This is a genomic window from Rhodococcus sp. HNM0569 (genome assembly GCF_012726205.1).
Lineage (GTDB): Bacteria > Actinomycetota > Actinomycetes > Mycobacteriales > Mycobacteriaceae > Rhodococcus_F.
This window is the reverse complement of sequence record NZ_JAASAE010000019.1, coordinates 1-18,506: the sequence shown is the minus strand read 5'-3', so window position 1 is coordinate 18,506 and position 18,506 is coordinate 1. Positions and strand designations below refer to the sequence as shown.

The 18,506-nt window shown below is 69.6% G+C and carries 23 protein-coding genes and 1 tRNA gene; 13 read left to right on the top strand and 11 right to left on the bottom strand.

Annotation, left to right across the window (positions count from 1 at the left end):
* Window positions 1–31 precede the first annotated feature (31 nt).
* The gene (locus HCA44_RS18890) at window positions 32–757 is read left to right on the top strand and encodes a DUF6226 family protein (protein ID WP_169650873.1); all 726 of its coding nucleotides are present in this window, start codon (window positions 32–34) and stop codon (window positions 755–757) included.
* Here HCA44_RS18890 and HCA44_RS18885 read toward each other — a convergent pair.
* On the bottom strand, window positions 734–1,225 hold the full coding sequence (locus HCA44_RS18885; RefSeq protein ID WP_169650872.1) for an SRPBCC family protein: 492 nt from the start codon (window positions 1,223–1,225) through the stop codon (window positions 734–736). The two genes, HCA44_RS18890 and HCA44_RS18885, sit on opposite strands and share 24 nt — an antisense overlap.
* Window positions 1,226–1,277: 52 nt before the next feature.
* Window positions 1,278–2,186 carry a LacI family DNA-binding transcriptional regulator gene (locus HCA44_RS18880; RefSeq protein WP_169650871.1) on the bottom strand — a complete coding sequence of 303 codons (909 nt, stop codon included), beginning with the start codon at window positions 2,184–2,186 and terminating at the stop codon, window positions 1,278–1,280.
* Between the two features lie 76 nt (window positions 2,187–2,262).
* Here HCA44_RS18880 and HCA44_RS18875 point away from each other — a divergent pair, with 76 nt between their 5' ends.
* The 4 genes from HCA44_RS18875 to HCA44_RS18860 all read left to right on the top strand — a co-directional run bounded on the left by HCA44_RS18875 (window position 2,263) and on the right by HCA44_RS18860 (window position 4,663).
* Window positions 2,263–3,198 carry a zinc-binding dehydrogenase gene (locus HCA44_RS18875; protein ID WP_169650870.1) on the top strand — a complete coding sequence of 312 codons (936 nt, stop codon included), beginning with the start codon at window positions 2,263–2,265 and terminating at the stop codon, window positions 3,196–3,198.
* 68 nt (window positions 3,199–3,266) lie between these two features.
* Entirely contained in the window at window positions 3,267–3,770 is a 504-nt protein-coding gene (locus HCA44_RS18870) for a putative immunity protein (RefSeq protein ID WP_169650869.1), read from the top strand.
* Window positions 3,771–3,835: 65 nt separating this feature from the next.
* Window positions 3,836–4,174: a metalloregulator ArsR/SmtB family transcription factor gene (locus HCA44_RS18865; protein ID WP_169650868.1), complete on the top strand. Its 339-nt coding sequence runs from the start codon at window positions 3,836–3,838 to the stop codon at window positions 4,172–4,174.
* A gap of 3 nt (window positions 4,175–4,177) precedes the next feature.
* Window positions 4,178–4,663: an SRPBCC domain-containing protein gene (locus tag HCA44_RS18860; RefSeq protein ID WP_169650867.1), complete on the top strand. Its 486-nt coding sequence runs from the start codon at window positions 4,178–4,180 to the stop codon at window positions 4,661–4,663.
* Between the two features lie 74 nt (window positions 4,664–4,737).
* Here the strand turns inward: HCA44_RS18860 and HCA44_RS18855 are convergent.
* Window positions 4,738–4,808: transfer RNA gene (locus HCA44_RS18855), tRNA-Gly, on the bottom strand.
* A gap of 72 nt (window positions 4,809–4,880) precedes the next feature.
* A complete protein-coding gene (locus HCA44_RS18850; RefSeq protein WP_169650866.1) occupies window positions 4,881–5,717 on the bottom strand; it encodes an oxygenase MpaB family protein in 837 nt (278 codons plus the stop codon).
* A 90-nt stretch (window positions 5,718–5,807) separates the two neighbouring features.
* On the opposite strand from HCA44_RS18850, the gene HCA44_RS18845 reads away from it, so the two are divergent.
* The 3 genes from HCA44_RS18845 to HCA44_RS18835 are packed head-to-tail and all read left to right on the top strand — an operon-like array spanning window position 5,808 to window position 7,759.
* Window positions 5,808–6,434 carry a TetR/AcrR family transcriptional regulator gene (locus HCA44_RS18845; RefSeq protein ID WP_206038367.1) on the top strand — a complete coding sequence of 209 codons (627 nt, stop codon included), beginning with the start codon at window positions 5,808–5,810 and terminating at the stop codon, window positions 6,432–6,434.
* A gap of 2 nt (window positions 6,435–6,436) precedes the next feature.
* Window positions 6,437–7,006 carry a dCTP deaminase gene (gene dcd / locus HCA44_RS18840; protein ID WP_169650865.1) on the top strand — a complete coding sequence of 190 codons (570 nt, stop codon included), beginning with the start codon at window positions 6,437–6,439 and terminating at the stop codon, window positions 7,004–7,006.
* A gap of 12 nt (window positions 7,007–7,018) precedes the next feature.
* The gene (locus tag HCA44_RS18835; RefSeq protein ID WP_169650864.1) at window positions 7,019–7,759 is read left to right on the top strand and encodes an alpha/beta hydrolase; all 741 of its coding nucleotides are present in this window, start codon (window positions 7,019–7,021) and stop codon (window positions 7,757–7,759) included.
* On the opposite strand, the gene HCA44_RS18830 is transcribed toward HCA44_RS18835, so the two are convergent.
* Window positions 7,746–9,227: an MFS transporter gene (locus HCA44_RS18830; RefSeq protein ID WP_169650863.1), complete on the bottom strand. Its 1,482-nt coding sequence runs from the start codon at window positions 9,225–9,227 to the stop codon at window positions 7,746–7,748. The two genes, HCA44_RS18835 and HCA44_RS18830, sit on opposite strands and share 14 nt — an antisense overlap.
* Window positions 9,228–9,373: 146 nt before the next feature.
* On the opposite strand from HCA44_RS18830, the gene HCA44_RS18825 reads away from it, so the two are divergent.
* Window positions 9,374–10,039: a TetR/AcrR family transcriptional regulator gene (locus tag HCA44_RS18825; protein ID WP_169650862.1), complete on the top strand. Its 666-nt coding sequence runs from the start codon at window positions 9,374–9,376 to the stop codon at window positions 10,037–10,039.
* A gap of 13 nt (window positions 10,040–10,052) precedes the next feature.
* On the opposite strand, the gene HCA44_RS18820 is transcribed toward HCA44_RS18825, so the two are convergent.
* From HCA44_RS18820 to HCA44_RS18810, 3 genes are read right to left on the bottom strand one after another with little or no spacing between them, the layout of a single operon-like run.
* Window positions 10,053–10,367, bottom strand: coding sequence for a cupin (locus HCA44_RS18820; protein WP_169650861.1), 315 nt, complete (start codon window positions 10,365–10,367; stop codon window positions 10,053–10,055).
* On the bottom strand, window positions 10,364–11,182 hold the full coding sequence (locus HCA44_RS18815) for a class I SAM-dependent methyltransferase (RefSeq protein ID WP_169650860.1): 819 nt from the start codon (window positions 11,180–11,182) through the stop codon (window positions 10,364–10,366). The genes HCA44_RS18820 and HCA44_RS18815 overlap by 4 nt, the downstream gene beginning before the upstream one ends.
* Window positions 11,183–11,213: 31 nt before the next feature.
* Window positions 11,214–11,861, bottom strand: a complete 648-nt coding sequence (locus HCA44_RS18810) for an ATP-binding cassette domain-containing protein (RefSeq protein WP_169650859.1) — start codon at window positions 11,859–11,861, stop codon at window positions 11,214–11,216.
* A gap of 174 nt (window positions 11,862–12,035) precedes the next feature.
* On the opposite strand from HCA44_RS18810, the gene HCA44_RS18805 reads away from it, so the two are divergent.
* Window positions 12,036–12,884: an MqnA/MqnD/SBP family protein gene (locus HCA44_RS18805; protein WP_169650858.1), complete on the top strand. Its 849-nt coding sequence runs from the start codon at window positions 12,036–12,038 to the stop codon at window positions 12,882–12,884.
* Window positions 12,881–13,765 carry an ABC transporter permease subunit gene (locus HCA44_RS18800; RefSeq protein WP_169650857.1) on the top strand — a complete coding sequence of 295 codons (885 nt, stop codon included), beginning with the start codon at window positions 12,881–12,883 and terminating at the stop codon, window positions 13,763–13,765. The genes HCA44_RS18805 and HCA44_RS18800 overlap by 4 nt, the downstream gene beginning before the upstream one ends.
* Here HCA44_RS18800 and HCA44_RS18795 read toward each other — a convergent pair.
* On the bottom strand, window positions 13,728–14,462 hold the full coding sequence (locus HCA44_RS18795) for a hypothetical protein (protein WP_169650856.1): 735 nt from the start codon (window positions 14,460–14,462) through the stop codon (window positions 13,728–13,730). The genes HCA44_RS18800 and HCA44_RS18795 overlap by 38 nt on opposite strands.
* Window positions 14,463–14,602: 140 nt before the next feature.
* Here HCA44_RS18795 and HCA44_RS18790 point away from each other — a divergent pair, with 140 nt between their 5' ends.
* A complete protein-coding gene (locus HCA44_RS18790; RefSeq protein WP_206038366.1) occupies window positions 14,603–15,250 on the top strand; it encodes a helix-turn-helix domain-containing protein in 648 nt (215 codons plus the stop codon).
* Window positions 15,251–15,253: 3 nt separating this feature from the next.
* Here the strand turns inward: HCA44_RS18790 and HCA44_RS18785 are convergent, their stop codons facing one another.
* Window positions 15,254–16,624, bottom strand: coding sequence for a wax ester/triacylglycerol synthase family O-acyltransferase (locus HCA44_RS18785; RefSeq protein ID WP_169650855.1), 1,371 nt, complete (start codon window positions 16,622–16,624; stop codon window positions 15,254–15,256).
* 291 nt (window positions 16,625–16,915) lie between these two features.
* On the opposite strand from HCA44_RS18785, the gene HCA44_RS18780 reads away from it, so the two are divergent.
* On the top strand, window positions 16,916–17,296 hold the full coding sequence (locus HCA44_RS18780; RefSeq protein WP_169650854.1) for a hypothetical protein: 381 nt from the start codon (window positions 16,916–16,918) through the stop codon (window positions 17,294–17,296).
* An 11-nt stretch (window positions 17,297–17,307) separates the two neighbouring features.
* Here HCA44_RS18780 and HCA44_RS18775 read toward each other — a convergent pair whose 3' ends face one another.
* Window positions 17,308–18,339, bottom strand: a complete 1,032-nt coding sequence (locus tag HCA44_RS18775; RefSeq protein ID WP_169650853.1) for a sigma-70 family RNA polymerase sigma factor — start codon at window positions 18,337–18,339, stop codon at window positions 17,308–17,310.
* Between the last annotated feature and the right edge of the window lie 167 nt (window positions 18,340–18,506).

Here is an 18,506-nt window from a genome sequence, read left to right as displayed (position 1 = left end):
GACGGGCAGGCGGGGGAGTAGCGTCCGCGGTGTGGGGGCATCGTGGTGGGACGAGTACAACGACGGGATTCGCCGGCTGCAGGACAGGGGTGGCGGCGAGGGCATCGCGGTGCTCTCCGACGAGATGTGCGCGCTGCTCGAGGACGTCGACGCGGTGTTCGCCGCGGCGGGCACGCCCGGGTGGCCCGATCCGCACCGGGGCGCGGAGCCGGCCGAGGACGAGTACAGCCGCTGCACCCATCCAGAGAAATACGAGATCGTGTCGGCGCGAGCGCGAGCCTGGACGACGGTGCTCCGCGCCCGGGGCTGGGTGCGCGAGGGCGCGGCACCGAACTGGTCGCTCCCTCCGCTGTCGCCGGGCGGCGATGCCGTCGTGCTGACGCCGACGGCGCCCGGGGCGGTGCCGTTGGTGGTGGTGACGCACGCGCCGAGCGGCAGCGACGACCTCGTGACGGTCACGGTCGCCGCGGGCGACCCGGCGGTGTGTCTGGCGACCGTGCCGGACTGTGGATGCGACGCGTGCGACGGCGGGTCCGACGCGCTGCTCGAAGACATGGACCAGTGGATCCTGTCGATCGTCGACGGCTCGCTGTCGGTCCGTGCCCGCGACGGGCACGTGGCGATCGGCACGTCTTTCGGCGGGTGCCGAGGGACGGACCAGCGGCTCCGTGAACCCGCGGAGTTCCGCGCCGCACCGTGGCCGGCCGGCTGGACGTCGCGGCCGGTGCCGCCGTCAGGCCTCGGCGAGCTCCCGTAGCGCGGCGAGGTTGGCGGCCATGCCGTCGCGCCAGACACCCATGCGGTGGCCGATGATGGCGGCTTCGCGTTCCGGATACTGCGCGATCGCGGCGGTCAGCGGAGACGTCCCGGTGCCGAGCTTGGCCCACTGCCGGACCACCGCACCGCTCTTCGACGGGTCCACCTCGAAGCCCCAGAGTGCGATGAAGGCCTCGGCGGAGCCGATGCGCCACACCCAGCGGCGGCCGTCCTCGACCTCGACGACCTCGGGTTCGGTCTGCCACTCGCCCATCTGGTCGCTCGCGTTGTATCCGCGGAAGCGGGCGCCGAGCGCGACGCCGGTGGCGCCGTCGAGCCACTCCGCGCGTTGCAGTTCGCCGTCGACGCGCGTGGGCAGTTCGATGTCGGTGACGAGCTGCCACGCCCGTTCGGGGCTGCACGCGAGACGTTCGGAAACCTCGACGGTGGGGGTGTCGCGTAGACGCATGGGGCTCCTTCGTGGGTAGGGGCTTCGCACGGCAGGTTACAGACCGCCCCGTTCACGTCGTCGCGCCGACGACCACCTCGGACGGTGGCTGCTCCCACGTGCCAGGGTCGAGGTCGAGAGAGATTCGGGCGGCGCGCTTTCCGTAGGCCGACGCGTCGATGCGGACCGTGCTGAGGCGCGGCTCGCACAGCGCCGCGTGGCGGGTCTCGTCGAAGCCGAGGACGGCGAGGTCGTCGGGTGCGTGGTAGCCGTCCGCGCGCATTGCGGCGAGTACCGCCAGGGCGGTGTCGTCGTCGAACGCGGCGACCGCGGTGACGTCGGTGTCCTCGATCAGGCGACGGACGGAATCGGCCGCGTGCAGCACCTCGAGCGGCGGTAGCCCGAGTTCGGCCGCGGCGCGGCGCGCGTGAGCGAGCCGCGTGTTCGCGAGCGCGCCGCCGTCGTACGACGGCAGCGCGAACGCGATACGACGGTGACCACGCTCGGCCAGGTGCCGCAACTGGGTGACCGCGTGGAATGCGAGCCCGACGTGCGAGCCCTGCGTCCGGCCCGAGATGGGGTCGTCGTGTTCGCTGCCGGTCGCGACCGTGGTGAGGTCGACGACCGCGCGCGGGGACACGGCCGCGAGCACCGAGGCATCGGCACCACCGGGAGTGACGAGCAGGACGTGGTCGTGGCGACGGAGTTCGTCGGCCATGCCCGAGACGAAGTCGTCGAGGCTCGTGCCGGCGGTGAGTGAGCCGACCTCGAGCAGCACGATCCGCGAGCGGCCCTCGCGCAGTGTGCGCGCGACGCCGTGCGGCGTGTACCCGAGGCGCAGTGCGGCCTGCCGGACGCGGTCGCGGGTCGCGTCGGTGATCGTCTGTCCCGGGGTCTCGTTCAGCACGTAGCTCACGGTCGCGGTGGACACTCCCGCGGCATCGGCGACGTCGCGGATCCGGATGCGTGCGTGCCGGGTCATCCCGTCAGGTTACCGCTTAACCGATTAAGTACGTACCGTCGGCGAAAGAAGCCGACGACGGTGGAGGAGTGCAGTCATGAAGGCCTGGCAGTTCGAAGGCGCGGGAAAGCCGATCGCGCTCAACGAGGTTCCGGAGCCCACGCCGGGCCCGGGCGAGGTGGTGATCGACGTCGAGGCGGCCGGGCTGTGCCACAGCGACCTCATGTACATGGAAGTGGGCGAGGGCACGATGCCCTTCCTGCCGATGACGCAGGGGCACGAGAACGCCGGCGTGATCAGTGCGATCGGCGACGGCGTCGACGGCTGGCGCGTCGGTGACGTCGTCGGCGTCTGCTCGTCCGGTGTGCGGCCGCCGCTCGGCATGTTCGCCCCGGGCGGGTTCGCGGACAAGCTCGTGGCCGACGCGGCCGATCTCGCGCGGGTGCCGGACGGCCTCGACCTCTCGCTCGCGGCCCTCGCGACCGACGCGGGCATGACGTCGTATCACGCGATCGTCAAGGAGGGTAAGGCCGGGCCGGGCATGAAGGTCGGCGTGATCGGCTACGGCGGTCTCGGTCAGATCGGCACGCGTGCAGCAGTTCTCGCGGGTGCCGAGGTGCACGTGGCCGAGACGAAGGAGTCGGTGTGGGACCTCGCGCGCGGCGCGGGAGTCGTCGACGTCGTGCGCGACGCCGGTGAGTGGGCGGGTCAGGATTTCGATCTCGTGGTGGACTACGCCGGATTCGACACCACGCAGATGGGGATCGACGCGGTCCGGCGCGGCGGCACGGTCGTCCAGGTCGGCCTCGGCCTGCCGACCTTCACCGTGAACACGCCGTCGATCCTCGGTAAGAAGCTCGTCGGATCGCTCGGTGGGACGGTCCAGGACATCGAGGAGGTGTTCGACCTGCTGCTCGCGGGTGAGATCGCACCGGAATACACCGAGATCGGTTTCGACGAAATCGGTTCGGGCCTGGAGCGTCTGCGTCGTAACGAGGTGGTCGGGCGGCTCGTCGCCCGATTCGGCGGCTGACCGAGCTTTGCTCCCCGCGCGGTCCTGCGATTCGATGGTCGTGCATCGATCGCGCGAAGGGAGCCGCTGTGATTCTTCCCCCGGTGCGCGACCCTCGGCTCACGACGATCCGCCGCGGAGGCACGCTCACCGACGACCACCATCACCTTCTCGCGCTGTGGGCGGCAAGGTGCGCCGAGCACGTCCTGCCCCTCTTCGAGTCGGCGTGCCCCGACGACACCCGTCCGCGGGCCGCGATCGAGGCCGCGCGCACGTGGGTGCGCGGTGAGATGAAGATGATGGACGCACGCGCAGCGGGCGGGCACGCGATGGGCGCTGCGCGGGATCTGCGTGGTGCGCCGCGGTTCGCCGCATACGCCGCGGGCCAGGCCGGGGTCGTCGCGCATGTCGCTGCGCACGATCTCGGTGCTGCCGCGTACGCGATCAAGGCGGTGCGCGCTGCGGAGGGCGACGCGGCGGGTCGTTGTGAATGTCGCTGGCAGCGCGACCGACTTCCTGCGGAGGTCCGTGCGCTGGTCCTCGACGACCAGCGGCAACGGAACGCCCTCTGCTGGTCGGTGTTCGACTTCTGATCCGCCCGGTTCCGATTGCGCGAAAGTCTTGACAACATACAACCGATTGGTTGTATGTTGGAGAGGTGAGCGGAGACGACGAGGACCGGGCGGATGCCCTGTTCCACGCGCTCGCCGACCGCACCCGGCGCGACATCATGCGCCGCGTCCTGGCTGGTGAGCATTCGGTTTCCACACTCGCGGAGAGGTACGACATGAGCTTCGCCGCGGTGCAGAAACACGTCTCCGTGCTCGAGAAGGCCGGCCTGCTGACCAAGAGGCGCAGTGGTCGGGAGCAACTCGCTCGTGGCGATGTTGCTGCAGTGCGCTCGGTGGCGTCCATGCTCACCGAGTTGGAACAGGTGTGGCGTGGCCGCATCGCTCGTATCGACGAACTCATCACCAGCCCGACCATGGAGGACTGAGCAATGCCTGTCAGCGACGTTCAGCACGATCTCGACAACCGAACCCTCACCATCACCGCCGATTTCGCGGCGCCGGTGCAGCGTGTGTGGCAGATCTACGCAGACCCGCGTCAGCTCGAGAAGGTGTGGGGTCCGCCCACCTATCCCGCCACCTTCGTCGAACACAATCTGACGCCCGGCGGCATGGTCACGTACTACATGACCAGCCCGGAGGGCGAGAAGTTCGCCGGGTACTGGGAGGTGACCGCGGTCGACGAGCCCGAGAGCTTCTCGTTCCTCGACGGTTTCGCGCACGACGACTTCACGCCGAATCGTGAACTGCCGGTGTCGAAGAACCTCTACACGTTCACCGAGCACGACGGCGGCACCCGCGCCACCTACGTCAGCACGTACGACTCTGCCGAGGGACTGCAGCAGGTGCTCGACATGGGTGTCGTGGAAGGTGCGTCGTCGGCGATCAACCAGATCGACGCATTCCTCGCGTCCTGATCCGCAAACGAACGGGCGGTTTCGCGGCTGCGCTCTCGCGCGATGGCCGGGAAACCGCCCGTTCGGCGTGGCTGAGCCGATGACGGGAATCGAACCCGCGTATTCAGCTTGGGAAGCTGATGTTCTACCATTGAACTACATCGGCGCGCATGATATCGAGCGCCCGTAGGCATACTCGATACCCTGCGGCGAGAACACTAGCAGATGCCGCAACCGCTCACACCAGCGGACGACCGGTGCGCATGCGCCATCGCAGATCGCGCAGCAGGTAGCGGTAGGGGAGTTCGCGCACCACCACCGGCAGGCGCCGGCTGACGGCGCCGATGGCCTTCATCACCCGTTCGAAGCGGCGCTGCTGCGCGGGCGTCCAGTCGAAATGCATTTCGTCGAGGAATTCCTGCGGCAGAAAGCCTTTCGTGAAGAACATGTTGACCGGTTCGACGACGCGTGCCAGCGCGGGACCGAGGAATTCGCCACGGGCGATCGCCGTGAGGTGCTCGCGGATCGTGTCGTCGATCGACACCTTCGCGAGCGACTCCTTCCAGTACACCTCGAACGCCTCGCGGTCCTCGGGCCACATGTCGCGCTTCATCTGCAGCGTCGTGCCGAAGGTGGCGCCGAGCTGGTACGAACGGGCGAGTTCGCCGGCGGGCAACGGCCCGTGCAGGAAGGTGTAGACGTCCTCAAAACCGCGGTAGAGGCACGCGGCCACCCACCGCTGCAGTTCGGGATCGAACGCGTTGTACTCGACCGGGCTGTCCTCGGTGGAATGCACCTGCGCGTGCGAGCGGCCGACCGCGCGCCGGTAGGCCTTCTTCTCCTCGTCGGTGCCGCGCGCGGCGACGGCGAGATAGGTGAGGGTGGTGCGGGTGCGCTTGATCGGATGATCGAACAGCCGCCCGCTCTCGACGCGGCTCTCGTACACGCCGTACCCGACGCCGGGCCACGACAGCTGCATGATCACGTTGGCTGCACCCGCGGCGAGCCCGATCCCGTCGATGACGGGAAGGAATCGCTCGTCGGGCTGGATCTGGTCTGGCGTTGTTGCGGACATGGTGGCCTCTCCGGTGCTTGTGCCCTTATCTGAACACGACCGTACTCAGATGGGCGTGACTAGTCCAGACCCGAGTGCGAAGATGTCTGCATGACCGACACCGAGCCCGTGCCACGCGGCCGCGTCTACGGCGGTCAGGGCGGCGACGAGCGTCGCGCCGAGCGTCGCGCGCAACTGATCGAAGCCGGCCTCGACATGCTCGGCGGCGGCGAGGCCGTCTCGGTGCGCGGCGTGTGCAAGAAATCGGGTCTGACCACGCGCTACTTCTACGAGTCGTTCGCCGACCGCAGTGCGCTAGAGAACGCCGTCTACGACCACGTCGTCGAGGTACTCGCGGGAAATGCGTGGGACGCGGTCGCACCGGTCGACGACGAGAAGGCCGCCGTGCGCGCGGGCATCGAGTCGATCGTCCGCGACGTCGCCGCGGACCCGCGCCTGGGTCACGTCATGTTCTCGGCCTCACCCGCGCTGCAGGTGTTCGCGCAGCGCCGCATCGAGAGCACCCGGATGTTCGCCGGCCTGGTCACGCGCAAGGCCGCCGACTTCTACGACGTCGAGCAGCCCGGCCTCGACCTCGTCGCACACTTCGTCGTCGGTGGGTTCGCACAGGCGCTCACGGCGTGGCTGACCGGCACGGTCGAGCTCGACGAGAGTGACGTCGTCGACACCTGCACCGAACTGCTCCTGTCGCTCGCACCGGCCACCGGTAGCCTCTAGGCGTGCTTCTCTCCGATCGCGACATCCGCGCGGCAATCTCCGCCGGACGCCTGGGCCTCGAACCGTTCGATCCCGCGCTCGTCCAGCCGTCGAGCGTGGACGTCCGGCTGGACCGCATGTTCCGGGTCTTCAACAACACCCGTTACACGCACATCGACCCGGCGCAACAGCAGGACGAGCTGACCACGCTCGTCGAGCCTGTCGAGGGCGAACCGTTCGTGTTGCACCCGGGCGAGTTCGTGCTCGGCTCGACACTCGAGGTGTGCACCCTGCCCGACGACCTCGCGGGCCGCCTCGAAGGCAAGTCCTCGCTGGGCCGGCTGGGTCTGCTGACGCACTCGACGGCAGGATTCATCGATCCCGGCTTCAGCGGGCACATCACGCTCGAACTGTCGAACGTCGCGAACCTGCCGATCACGCTGTGGCCGGGCATGAAAATCGGCCAGCTGTGCATCCTGAGCCTGTCGAGTGCGGCCGAATTCCCTTACGGCAGCGCGACCGTCGGGTCGAAGTACCAGGGGCAGCGCGGCCCGACGCCGTCGCGCGCGTACCTCAACTTCATCCGCGAGTGAGCGGCGCCGGGTATGCGACGGTTCGACACTGTCGTGCTGCCCACGGGCGATCGCGCACGAATCACACTGCCCGACAGTACGGCCCACGGCGACATCGTCGTCTACTTGCACGGCCGTAGCGGTAGCGAGGCGTCACTCGACGAACCCGACCGGGCGGCCCTGCGCGACGCACTCCTGGCCGCGGGCTACCTCCTCGCGAGCCCCGCGATGCACGGGGACGCGTGGGGGAATCGCACGGCGCAGGACGATCTCGTCGCACTCGACGCGTGGCTCGACGCGTACGGGTACACCGGTCGACGTTTCCTGCTCGGCGAGTCGATGGGCGCAGGCGCCGCCGCGAATGCACTGCGGCTCGGCGAGATCCCGGTGGCAGGCGTCGTGATGATCGCGCCGTCTCTCTCGCTCACGGCCGTCTGGGACCGTGGGGAGGCGGGGCGCGAAAGCCTCACGAGCGCCTACGAACTGGCGCCTGACGGCGCGGATGTCGCGGAACGCACGCACGCATGGGATCCGATCCGGCACGACGCCCGCCGATACCGCCGGGCGCCCATCCTGGTGTTCGCCTCTGCGGAGGACCGGATCGCGGCCCTGCACACCGTGACGGGACCCTGGGTCGCTGCGGTGCGCACCGCGGGCCTGCCGGTCGACCTCGTGCGTGTGCGCGGCGGGCACGTGTCGGACGACCACATCCGACCCGGCGAGGTGGTCGGCTTCTTCGACCGGCTCGCCGGGCGCGGCATCAGTGAGCCATGACCGGGGCGTCGTCGACGTTCTGCTGGGGGATGCGGTTCCGGTAACCCACGGCCGCGACGAGCGCGCCGACCAGGAAGAACCCGGCGCCCCACCAGAAGGCGGTCTGGAACCCGGCGACCGCTGCGGCCGCGGCGACGTCGGGTGACGGTGCGTGATCGGACGCGAATGTGCTCGCCGCGGCGGCGGACATGCTGCTGAGCAGTGCGATGCCGATCGAGCCGCCGATCTGCTGTGCGGTGTTGACCGTTGCGGACGCGACTCCCGAATCCTCGTTGCGCACACCGATGGTCGCGAAACCGAAGCCGTTCGCGAAGACCAGGCCGAGGCCGACGCCGAGCATCAGCAAGCCGGGGAGAACGCTCGCGACGTAACCGGTGTCGACCCCGATCCTGGTGAGGTACACCATGCCTGCGGCACCGAACAGCATGCCGGCGGTGACGACGATCTTCGGGCTCAGCCGTGTCACGAGGATCGAACCGGTGACCGCTGCCGTGACGGCGATCGCGATCGACATGGGCAGGAAGGCGACACCCGTGACGACCGGGCTGAACCCGAGGGTCTGCTGCATGTAGAACGGCAGGAACAGCGACGCGCCGAACAGGCCGACAGCCGAGATCAGCATCGCGAGATAGGACGTGCCACGCAGCCGGTCGAGCACGATGCGCAGCGGCAACAGCGGCTGAGCCACCGCGCGCTGCACGAACACGAACACCACGAGCAGCACGACACCGACGACGAGCGACGCGATGGTGACGGTGTCCGCCCAGCCGTTCGATTCCGAGTGCGAGAAGCCGAACACCAGGAAGAACAGGCCGACGGTGACGACGAGCGCGCCGAGCCAGTCGGCCCGCTGGCCGTGCTCCTCCTTCACATGTCGTGGCAGCAGGACGAGCGCGCCGACGAGCGAGACCGCCGCGAAGACCACGTTGACGTACAGGCACCAACGCCACGACAGGTATTCGGTGAGCACGCCGCCGAGCAGCAATCCGATCGCGGCGCCCGCACCGGCGATCGCGCCGAAGATGCCGAATGCCTTGCTGCGGTCGGGAGTGTGCGCGAACGTGACGGTGAGCAGGGACATCGCGGCGGGTGCGAGCAGCGCAGCGAAGATGCCCTGAAAGGCGCGGGCCGCGACGAGCACGTCGAACGACGGCGCCCAGCCGCCGACTGCGGACGCGAGCGCGAAGCCGACGAGGCCGATCACGAAAGCGTTCTTGCGGCCGAACATGTCGCCGACGCGCCCACCGATCAGCAGAAGGCTGCCGAATGCGAGCGAGTACGCGGTGACGACCCATTGGCGCCCGCCGTCGTCGAACCCGAGCGCGTGCTGTGCGACGGGAAGGGCGATGTTCACGATGGTGGCGTCGAGCACCACCATGAGCTGCGCGATGCCGAGGATCGCGAGGATCCACCAGCGGCGGGCGTGGCCGGGATCGGCGGTGGGGGCTGTCGACGTGAGAGTGGTCATCGGCGGAGGGGTGCCTCTTTCCGGGCGGGATGTGCGTGCCGCGTCGGCGCAGCGCGGACGTGCAGCGGCAGCGAAGCGGAATCGATGGTTCCGGAAGACGATAGCACAAGCGGAATGACTGGTTCCGGTTCGATACACTGTGCGACATGCTGCGCAGCGACGCCCAGGCCAACCTCGACCGCATCCTCGCGGCGGCCCGCAAGGTGTTCGCCGAACGCGGGCTCGACGCGAAACTCGCCGACGTCGCCGCGGAGGCCGGGGTGGGCGTCGGCACCGTGTACCGGCGGTTCGCGAGCAAGGAGGAACTGGTCGCGACACTGTTCGACGCGCGGCTCGAGGACGTCGTGGCCGAAGCACGCACGGCGCTGGAGTTCGCGCGGCCGCTCGACGGCATCGTGCACTTCCTCGCTGTGACGACGCAGATGATGGCCGACGACCGCGCGCTGCGCGATCTCCTCGCGGCGGGCCGGACGTCGTCGGCGCACGGCCACCTGCACCTGCCGGACGAGATGATCCGCCGCGTCGAGGCTCTCGACGAAGAGGTGCACGAGTTGACGGGGCGTCTCGTCGAACACGCGAAGGCCGACGGCTCGGTGCGTCGGGACTTCTCCAGTACCGACTTGGGCGTGCTGTCGTTCACGATCCAGGCCGCGGTCGACTTCGGCACCGACGTGTCCCCGGAGGTGTGGCGCCGCGTGTTCGGGATGTTGATCGACGGCATCCGCGCCGACGGGCAGCGCACACCGCTCGAGTCGCCCGCCCTGACCCAGCCTCAGCTGGCCCGCGCGTTGCGGCGCAAGGAGAGTTGGTGAGGGCGAGCCGGATTCAGCGCAGCACGAGCAGTGTGAGAACCGAGTCGGCGGTAGCCTCCAGCCGGTGTTCGACCTCCGCGTCGACGAGCACCGCGGTGCCCGGCACGAGAGTCTGCGTCGACGACGCGGTGGAGAACTCGACGCGGCCGACGACGCCCTGCACCATGATCGGCACCCGGGCGCGGTGGCGGTCCATCACCTGACCTGCGGTGAACCCGAGGCGCACCACCGTGACGCCGGAGCCGGCCGCGAGCCGTTGGATGTGCGGGCCGTCGCCGTCTGTGGGATCCAGGACGTCGAGACCGTCGACGAACGTCAGATCGCTCATGCCGCCTTCTTCGTCGCGATGATCTCGATGGCGACGAGGTGGTCGCGATACTTGGTGAACGTCTTGCGCATGGTCAGGACGCGGGCGCGCGCGTCGGAATCGCGCAGCACATTGCGCACGAAGCGCAGCGTGCCGAGCGGACCCTCGTCCGCGAGGATGCGCTTGGGGTCGAGGAGCTTCATCGGCGCGAAGGACACCGATTCGATCTCGAAGCCGTTGTCCTCGAAGAGCATCCGCCATTCGGCTGCGGTGAGTGGGCGCGCGTTGACCTTGATCGACCGCGCGAGGGCCTTGCGGATCTCGGTCTTGATCTCGTCGGGCACGTCGTCGGGTTCGATCGCGAGTTCGTGGATCGCATATCGGCCGCCGGGGCGGAGGACGCGCAGCGCCTCGGCAGCGATCTCGGCCTTGTGCTTGTCCGTCTGCATCGTGAGCATCGCCTCGCCGATCACGACGTCGGCGCTCGCGTCGCCCAGACCGGTGGCGGCGGCCTCGCCGTCGACGACGGTGCCTGCGTCGCCGATCACCTTGCGTGTCAAGGCGCTTGCATCCGAGTCGGACTCGACGCCCACGTAGCTCCGTGGGCCGAGTTCGACGATCGACCGGGCCGTGCGCCCCAGGCCGGGTGCGAGTTCGACGACGTCGGAGCCGGACAGCCGCGCATCGGTGAGCATCCTCTCGGTGAGCTGCTTGCCGCCGGGGCGCAGCACGCGCTTGCCGAGGCGCGCCAGGAGCCAGTGGCCCGGCAGATGGGCCGCGTCTCGCCCCGCGAGCGGGAGGTTCTGCGGCTCGTCGCCCCGGTCGGTGTCCGCCATCGTTCGCCCTCGATTCTGGTTAGCCTTACCTTTAGAGGAATAATGTACGGTAATTCCCCATGAGTGGGAAACCGTCCCCGACCTCGTGCGCGGTGGTCATCACTCCGGCCCCGGCCCGCGCCGCCCGCGCGAGCGCGCCCGCGGCGAGCTGCGCCGCCGCCGAGTCGAGATGCGCGAACGGCTCGTCGGCGAACACCATCGACGGGTTCCCGTACAGCGCACGGGCGAGCGCGGCGCGGCGCTGCATGCCGCCCGAGAGGCGATACGGCGGCATCGTCGCGGTCCCGGCGAGACCGACTTTGTCGAGCGCGTGCTCCACCGCCGCCGACGGGGTGCGCGACCACACGCCGCGCCCAGGCGCGCCGAGTCGTACATTGCGATGCACCGACAACCACGGCAACAGGCGTGGTTCCTGGAACACCATGCCCTGTCGTGCGATTCGCCGTCGTACCGTGCCGATCGCGGGGGTGAGCAGGCCTGCGGCGGTGTGCAGCAGCGTCGTCTTGCCGAGTCCGGACGGACCCGACACGACGAGGATCTCGCCCGGATGCAGCCGGAACGAGACGTCCTCGGCGATCACCTTGTCCCCGCGGGTCAGCGTCACCCCGTCGAACTCGAGCAAAGGACTTTCGTGAACATCCGCTTCCTGCACGCTCCCCGTCGCCTCCTGTCGCGTCATGGTCTCCTCCGTATTGCTGCGGTAACGGTCGCGGCCGGCGTCATCGGCGCCGCGGTGACGGCGTGTGATTCGGCCGGCGGCGGTGCGTCCGGGTGCGGGGACACCGCTCCCGCATCCGACGCCCACTCCGGGGTTCCCGACCGCTTGAACGTGGGGGTCGCGAACAATGTCGCGATGGCCGCTCCGCTCACCCGACTCGATTCAGTCGGCATCACGGACACCTCGCTCACGACCGCGAGCACGCCGGAAGAGTTGCGTACCAACTTCATCACCGGTCGCTACGACGTCGCCGCGATGCCGATCAACATCGCCGCCAACCTGTGTGCGCAGGGCATCGACCTCGCGCTCGTCGGTGCGGTGAGCGGCAACATCGTCCACCTGATGGGCCCGGCGGGCACGACTCTGGAGAGTCTGCGCGGGCAGACCGTGCACGTGCCGTTCGAGAACGACGTCGTCGACCTCGTCACGCGTCAGTTGCTGGGTGCCGCGGGACTGACCTACGAAGGCGAGAACCCGGACGTGACGCTCGCGTACCACCCGACGCCCCTCGAGATCGCGACCGGCCTCGCTGACGGCTCGATGCAGTACGCGGTGCTGCCCGAGCACCTGTCGACGGTCGTGTCGCAGACCGCCCCATCGACAGTGAAAGCCGCGAGCCTGCAAGACCTCTGGGTCGAGCACACGGGTTCTGCGACGCTCCCGTTCGCGGGCTTCGTGGTGCGCGGCGAACTCGTGCGTCAGTACCCCGACCTCGTCGGGGCACTGCAGTCGTCGTTCGTGACGTCGGTGATGGGCGTCGTGTCCGATCCTGCTGCCGGCGCCCGGGCGATCGCCGAACGCGTGCCGGTGCCCGAGGACGTCGTCGCGAAGGTGCTGCCCGGTCTGCGGCCGACGTACCTGCCGGCGAAGGACACCCGACCCGACGTGGAGCGGCTGTACGGTTCGCTGCTCGACACGGTGCCGGAGTCGGTGGGCGGGTCGGTGCCACCCGACGGGTTCTATCTCGGCAGCACCGCGGCATGACGCAGCACTTCGGCAGGAAAAAGCGCTCACCGGCTTTCGTGCTCGGCGTCGTCGTGTGTCTTGCGGCGCTCGTCGGGGCGTGGTACCTGCTCTCACGCGGTCAGTCTCCCGCCGTGATGCCGAGCCCGGCCCGCACCGTCGACGCGCTGTGGCGCATCACGCGGGACGGCTCGCTCGCCGAGGAATTGAGCCTGACGCTCGCGCGCGCGGCGCTCGCGACGTTCGCCGCGCTGGTGATCGGGATCGTGATCGGTGCGGCCGCCTCGCGGTTCGCCTTCGCCGACGGCATGCTCGCGCCCGTTCGTGCTCTGCTGCAAGGGCTCCCGCCGATCGTGCTGATCGTGTGCCTCGTGTTGTGGCTCGGCAGCGATCCGGTGATCACGGTGATCGTGTGCGCGACGGTCATGGTGCCGCTCGTCGCGGCGGCCACAACGGCGGCGCTGCGCGGCATCGACCCGCATCTGCTCGAACTGGGCGCCGGACTGCAACTCGGCCGCACCCGCAGGCTCGCGTTCGTGACCGTGCCGTCCGTCGCGCCGCCGATCCTCGCCGCCACCGGTGCCGTCGCGTCGGGTTCGGTGCGGATCGCCGTCATGGCCGAGTTGCTGTCGGCCCCCGACGGTGTCGGCGCCGCGATCGCGCAGACCCGCACCCTGTTGCAGACACCCGAGTTGTACGCGTGGGCACTCGCGCTCGTCGCGTGTGCGCTCGTCGTCGACGTGGCCGTGCGGGCAGTCGTCACACGGTGGACCGGCGTCTTCGCGCCCAGCGCTCGTGCCACCGTCGGGCCCAGTGCTCGTGCCACCGGAAGGCGTAGCGCCCGTGCCGCTGTCGGTCGCACCACTATCGGGCATAGCCCGGGGGACACGAGAACCCGTTGAACGACGCGACATCGCACACGCTGCGGGCCGACAGCTTCCACCCGCCGTCGACGTAGGTGAAGGACAAGCGCAGCGGCGTCTCGGGGCCTGCCGATCCGGCGAAGGTGACCTGCAGGCGGCCCGACGCGGTGGCGCCGTCGACCGACACCGGGTCGATCACCTGCGGGTGGACGACGGCCATCATCGTGCCCGCGCGCGTGCTGATCTGGTCGAGGACCGCACCGGCCTCGTCGCCGCGCTCGACGTGCGACTGTCGCTGCGCGGGAGAATGCGACGGATCGACCGCCGAGTGCAGCACGGACGTCAGTTCGGACGCGGTCGGGGCCGGGATCGACTGCGCGGCGGGTGCGCCCTGCCCGGTGTCTGCGTCCGGAGCCGTCACGCCGGGAACCGCGGGCGCGGCGGCACCGGGGGCGAGGCCCTCGGCAGGCAGCGGGCCGGGTGCGGCAGGGTTCGCGGGAACAGGTGCTGCGGGATCGCCGGGGCCGGCGGGCGCGGCGGGATCGGTAACGGGTGCGGCCTCGGCGCCGCGATCGGCGGCGAGGGCCTGCAGCGCGGCCGGGATGGTCGACGAATCGGTCGTGCTCGACGCGGCGGCCACCGGCTCGTCCGCGCGCACCTCGACCGCGACCACCACGGCGGCCCCCGCGATCACGACGGACGCGGCGGCGGTGACGGACAAAGCAAGGGTAGCCACAGTTCCGAGGCCCTTTCGGGGCGGTCGTACCGTGGGAGAGTCGTCGGGCAGCGCAGTCATGGCGACGACTATAGAGGATTTTGTTCCTCTTAATAAGGTGACCCTAACCGGTGGGTGGGGTGGAGTGGTCAGGAGGGCCCATGCCGCGGCGAGTGAAGCAGCGTGATCGTGTGCTCGAGCTGTTGCGCGCCGCCACCGCCCCGCTCGACGCCCAGCACCTGGCGGCGCAGCTCGATCTGCACGTCACCACCGTGCGCTTCCACCTCGGCGGACTCGTCGAGGAAGGCCTCGCGCGTACTTGTCGTCTCGACGCTGCGGGCGTGGGCAGGCCCCGTATCGGCTACGAGGCGATCCGCGAGCCGTCCTACGCCGACCTCGTCGCACTCATGGCCGCGCAACTCGGCGGCACCGAAGCCGAACGCGAACGCAAGGCCGAGGATGCCGGACGCGACTGGGCCGACCGGCTCGGGGCCGTCGACGCCGCAGGCCCGGATGCGGCGGCCTATGTCATCGCGGTGCTCGAACGGCTCGGCTTCCAGGTGCAATCGGCGATGAGCGCGTTCGGCACGCACACGCTCACCCTGTGTACGTGCCCGCTCGTCGAGACCGCGCGGCGCAACCCCGAAGTGGTGCGCGGCATCCAGCGCGGGTTGATCCAGCGCGCACTCGACAACGCGGAGACGGCGCTCGGCGCCCGCTTCGCCGTCGACGTCACCCCGGATCCCGACGGCGGCAATTGCAGCATCGGGCTCGTACTGCGGCAGCGCGCAGCGGTGCCCACGGTCTGACGCTCAGACACCCGCGGCGCGTTCGAGTGCCGACAGCTCCGTGTCGAAATGGCCGATCACGGACGGTAGATCGGGCACCGCGCGCCTGCACGCGGTGACACCGAAGAACAGCTCGTCGTCGTGGCTCGTGCAGGTGATGTTCAGCGCCTGCCCGTCCACCGGCACCGACATCGGATACAGCGCGTCGAGGCGGGCGCCGTTCCAGTACAGCGGCACGTCCGAGCCCGTCACGTTCGAGACGATCAGGTTGAACGGCGGCCGTACAACGGTGTTGTGACCGAACAGCATGCTCGCGCCCACCGGTGCGGCACCCAGCGCGCTCATCGCGAGCACCTGCGTCGGGCTCATGTGCGAGAGCGCGTCCTTGCCGTCCCTCATGCAGTCGGCGATCGTGGTCAGCCGCGTCTGCGCGTCGTCGGAATGTGTTGCCAGATTGCACATCAGGACGCCGATCGCATTGCCGTCGCCCGCGATCTGCGAACGCAGAGACACCGGCACCATCGCGACGAGGGGGCGGTCGGGTAGCGCGCCGCGGGTGAGCAGGTACCGGCGCAGCGCGCCCGACGACATCGCGAGCACGACGTCGTTGACCGTCGTCCCGGAGGCCTTCGCGACCAGGCGTAACCGTTCGAGCGGCCACGAGCGTGCCGTGAACCGTCGTGCGCTGCCGATCGACACGTTGAACATCGTCTGCGGAGCCGAGAACGACACCGCGCTACCCGACTCGCGAATGCTGCGACCCAATGTCGACGCGAGCGCGGGCACCATGCCTGCGAGTTCGGCGAAACCCGCACGCGCAGCGTGCACGACGTCGAAGTGCGCCTGAGTCTGCGTGGGCGTACGCCGTCGCGCGGGCCGTGCCTGCCACGGCGCGGGCACGGCCCGGTCGTCCGGGTCCTCGCTGAGCGCGCCCCGCAGCATCCGCATCGCCCCGACGCCGTCGGCGACCGCGTGATGCAGTTTCGTGTACACCGCCAGCCGGCCGTCGGCCAGTCCCTCGATCAGGTGCATCTCCCACAGCGGCCGGGTGCGGTCGAGTGGAGCGCTGTGCAGCCACGCGCACAGTTCGAACAGCTGTCGACGTGTGCCGGGCCCGGGCAGCGCCTCGGCGCGCACGTGGTCGTCCGGGTCCGCGTCGTCGCTCCGCCACGCCCACTGCCCCCACGTGCGCGGTGACCGGTACGGACTCCGTGAAAGTGCCGGTGCAAGAACCTGGTTCGGATCGCGAGCCGCGTCGGTGAGCAGGACACGGATGTCGTGTGCGTCGGCACCGTCGGGCGGCGTGAACAACTGGACCGCGCCCACGTGCAGCGGATGACGGCGCGATTCGCCCACGAGGAACATCGCGTCGAGCGGAGACATGGGCAGGCGCATGAAGATCCTTCGGGTCCGGGAGAGCAGGAGCGGGCACACGGGTGCCGAGTGGAGTTCGAGTGTGGCGACCGGCGCCGGCAACCCGCTCGGGTCTGAACGGGGGCGCTGTCACGACCCGGCCGGGCGGCCGAGCGCGGAGACGGATTCACCGGGAGCTATTTCTACACGGAAGGAGCCGGCCGCACCACCGGACAAGCGTCCGATAGAGGCGAGGGCGGTCCCGGAAGGTACATTCGACGGCACAGGCCGGGGGAACGGTCCGGCGGGGGACTCACGGACAGGGGGAACGACATGACGCTGGGGGACGATCCGGGGCGAGGAGCTCTCGAGTTCGACGACGCGGCGGCAGCGGCCGTCGTGGACGCGTGCCACACGCTCGCCGCCGATCTGCAGGATCTCGAAGCGCGGGCTCGTGAGCTCGCGAACCTTCCTCTGGGCGTGGGAGAATCGGACCCCGATCTCGAATGTGCGCGGCAGCTCGCCCGTTTGGTACGCGCGCTTGCAGTGGGCGGCGACGAGGTGCCGAATGCGGCCTCGGCTGCCGGGCTGTTGCGCGCCGCCCGCGTCTATGCGGAAGAACTCGAACAACAGGTGCGTGAGGCAGCGCGCGGCTACGTCGAGCACGACGATGCGGTCGCGCGCTCTCTGCGCGACACCTCGCCCGGCGCCTGACGAGCCGCGCGTCAGCCGTCGTTCGGCGAAGTCGGTGGCAGGGTCTCGGGTAGCCCGAACTGCGCGAACAGGCCGGGCTCGAAGAACGCGACCGCGTGATCGACTCCGTGCTCGGTGAGATTCAGAACCTGCAGCTGGAAGGCGCGGTGTACGGCGGGGCGGGTGGTGTCGCCGGTGCCTGTGCAGCTGTGATCGATCATGTACAGACCGAATGCGGGCTGGCCGTTGGCCGACGTGGGAAGCAGTCGCATGTCGCCGGCTCGCTCGGCGGGGCAGTTGCCACCGATGAGCCGCCCGATCGCCGGGCCGCCGACGTACCAGCCGTCGAACGGCGGCATCTCCCACACCGCGCGGTCGGTGAACATCGACACGATCGCGTCGAGATCGTACGACTCGAACGCCTCGACCCACCGTGCGAGTTGGGCGCGTTCGGTGTCGCTGTTCGGTTCGACGACGTCGGACTCGGTGGGCGCCACCCGCTCGAGCTGAGTGCGCGCGCGTTGCAGCAGGCTGTTGACCGCGGGCACCGACGAGCCGACGGCGTCGGCTACCTCGGACGCCCTCCACTGCAGCACGTCGCGCAGGATGAGCACCGCACGCTGGCGTGGTGGAAGATGTTGCAGCGCAGCGACGAATGCCAAGCGAACAGTCTCTCGTGACGACACGACGGCACCCGGGTCGTCGTCCCATTCGAGCATGCGCGACGGCACCGGACCGAGCCACGGAATCTCGTGGCGCTCGACGAGGTCCGCGTCGGGGTCGCTGTCGGGTGCCCCGAGGCCACTCGGCAGCGGCCGTTTGGAGCGGCTCTCGAGCGCTGTGAGGCACGTGTTGGTGGCGATGCGGTGCAGCCACGTGCGCAGTGACGCCTGCTGACGGTACGACCCGTAGCCTTTCCAGCCGCGCAAGAGGGTTTCCTGCAACTGGTCCTCGGCGTCGTGGATCGAACCCATCATGCGGTAGCAATGGGCAAGTAGTTCGCGCCGATAAGGTTCTGCGCGGGACAAGAACTCGTCGTCGGCAAGGGACGGAGCCACGCTCATTCCCCGAGAGTACGACGACCCACCGACATGCGGTAGGGAACCGGGCGTGACCTCCCGGCTTCCCGGCCGCGGTGCCGCGCTCGGCAGGCGCGATGTCACGGCCTGGTGGTCACGATGTCACGGCCCGGTGGGCCCGATGTCACGGCCTGGTGGTCACGATGTGACGG

Bases quoted from the DNA above. Each gene is read 5' to 3' on its own strand.
- HCA44_RS18885 (WP_169650872.1), bottom strand. From the start codon at position 1,225: ATGCGTCTACGCGACACCCCCACCGTCGAGGTTTCCGAACGTCTCGCG.
- HCA44_RS18880 (WP_169650871.1), bottom strand. From the start codon at position 2,186: ATGACCCGGCACGCACGCATCCGGATCCGCGACGTCGCCGATGCCGCG.
- HCA44_RS18875 (WP_169650870.1), top strand. From the start codon at position 2,263: ATGAAGGCCTGGCAGTTCGAAGGCGCGGGAAAGCCGATCGCGCTCAAC.
- HCA44_RS18860 (WP_169650867.1), top strand. From the start codon at position 4,178: ATGCCTGTCAGCGACGTTCAGCACGATCTCGACAACCGAACCCTCACC.
- HCA44_RS18850 (WP_169650866.1), bottom strand. From the start codon at position 5,717: ATGTCCGCAACAACGCCAGACCAGATCCAGCCCGACGAGCGATTCCTT.
- HCA44_RS18845 (WP_206038367.1), top strand. From the start codon at position 5,808: ATGACCGACACCGAGCCCGTGCCACGCGGCCGCGTCTACGGCGGTCAG.
- HCA44_RS18835 (WP_169650864.1), top strand. From the start codon at position 7,019: ATGCGACGGTTCGACACTGTCGTGCTGCCCACGGGCGATCGCGCACGA.
- HCA44_RS18830 (WP_169650863.1), bottom strand. From the start codon at position 9,227: ATGACCACTCTCACGTCGACAGCCCCCACCGCCGATCCCGGCCACGCC.
- HCA44_RS18825 (WP_169650862.1), top strand. From the start codon at position 9,374: ATGCTGCGCAGCGACGCCCAGGCCAACCTCGACCGCATCCTCGCGGCG.
- HCA44_RS18820 (WP_169650861.1), bottom strand. From the start codon at position 10,367: ATGAGCGATCTGACGTTCGTCGACGGTCTCGACGTCCTGGATCCCACA.
- HCA44_RS18815 (WP_169650860.1), bottom strand. From the start codon at position 11,182: ATGGCGGACACCGACCGGGGCGACGAGCCGCAGAACCTCCCGCTCGCG.
- HCA44_RS18810 (WP_169650859.1), bottom strand. From the start codon at position 11,861: ATGACGCGACAGGAGGCGACGGGGAGCGTGCAGGAAGCGGATGTTCAC.
- HCA44_RS18805 (WP_169650858.1), top strand. From the start codon at position 12,036: ATGGCCGCTCCGCTCACCCGACTCGATTCAGTCGGCATCACGGACACC.
- HCA44_RS18800 (WP_169650857.1), top strand. From the start codon at position 12,881: ATGACGCAGCACTTCGGCAGGAAAAAGCGCTCACCGGCTTTCGTGCTC.
- HCA44_RS18790 (WP_206038366.1), top strand. From the start codon at position 14,603: ATGCCGCGGCGAGTGAAGCAGCGTGATCGTGTGCTCGAGCTGTTGCGC.
- HCA44_RS18785 (WP_169650855.1), bottom strand. From the start codon at position 16,624: ATGCGCCTGCCCATGTCTCCGCTCGACGCGATGTTCCTCGTGGGCGAA.
- HCA44_RS18780 (WP_169650854.1), top strand. From the start codon at position 16,916: ATGACGCTGGGGGACGATCCGGGGCGAGGAGCTCTCGAGTTCGACGAC.
- HCA44_RS18775 (WP_169650853.1), bottom strand. From the start codon at position 18,339: ATGAGCGTGGCTCCGTCCCTTGCCGACGACGAGTTCTTGTCCCGCGCA.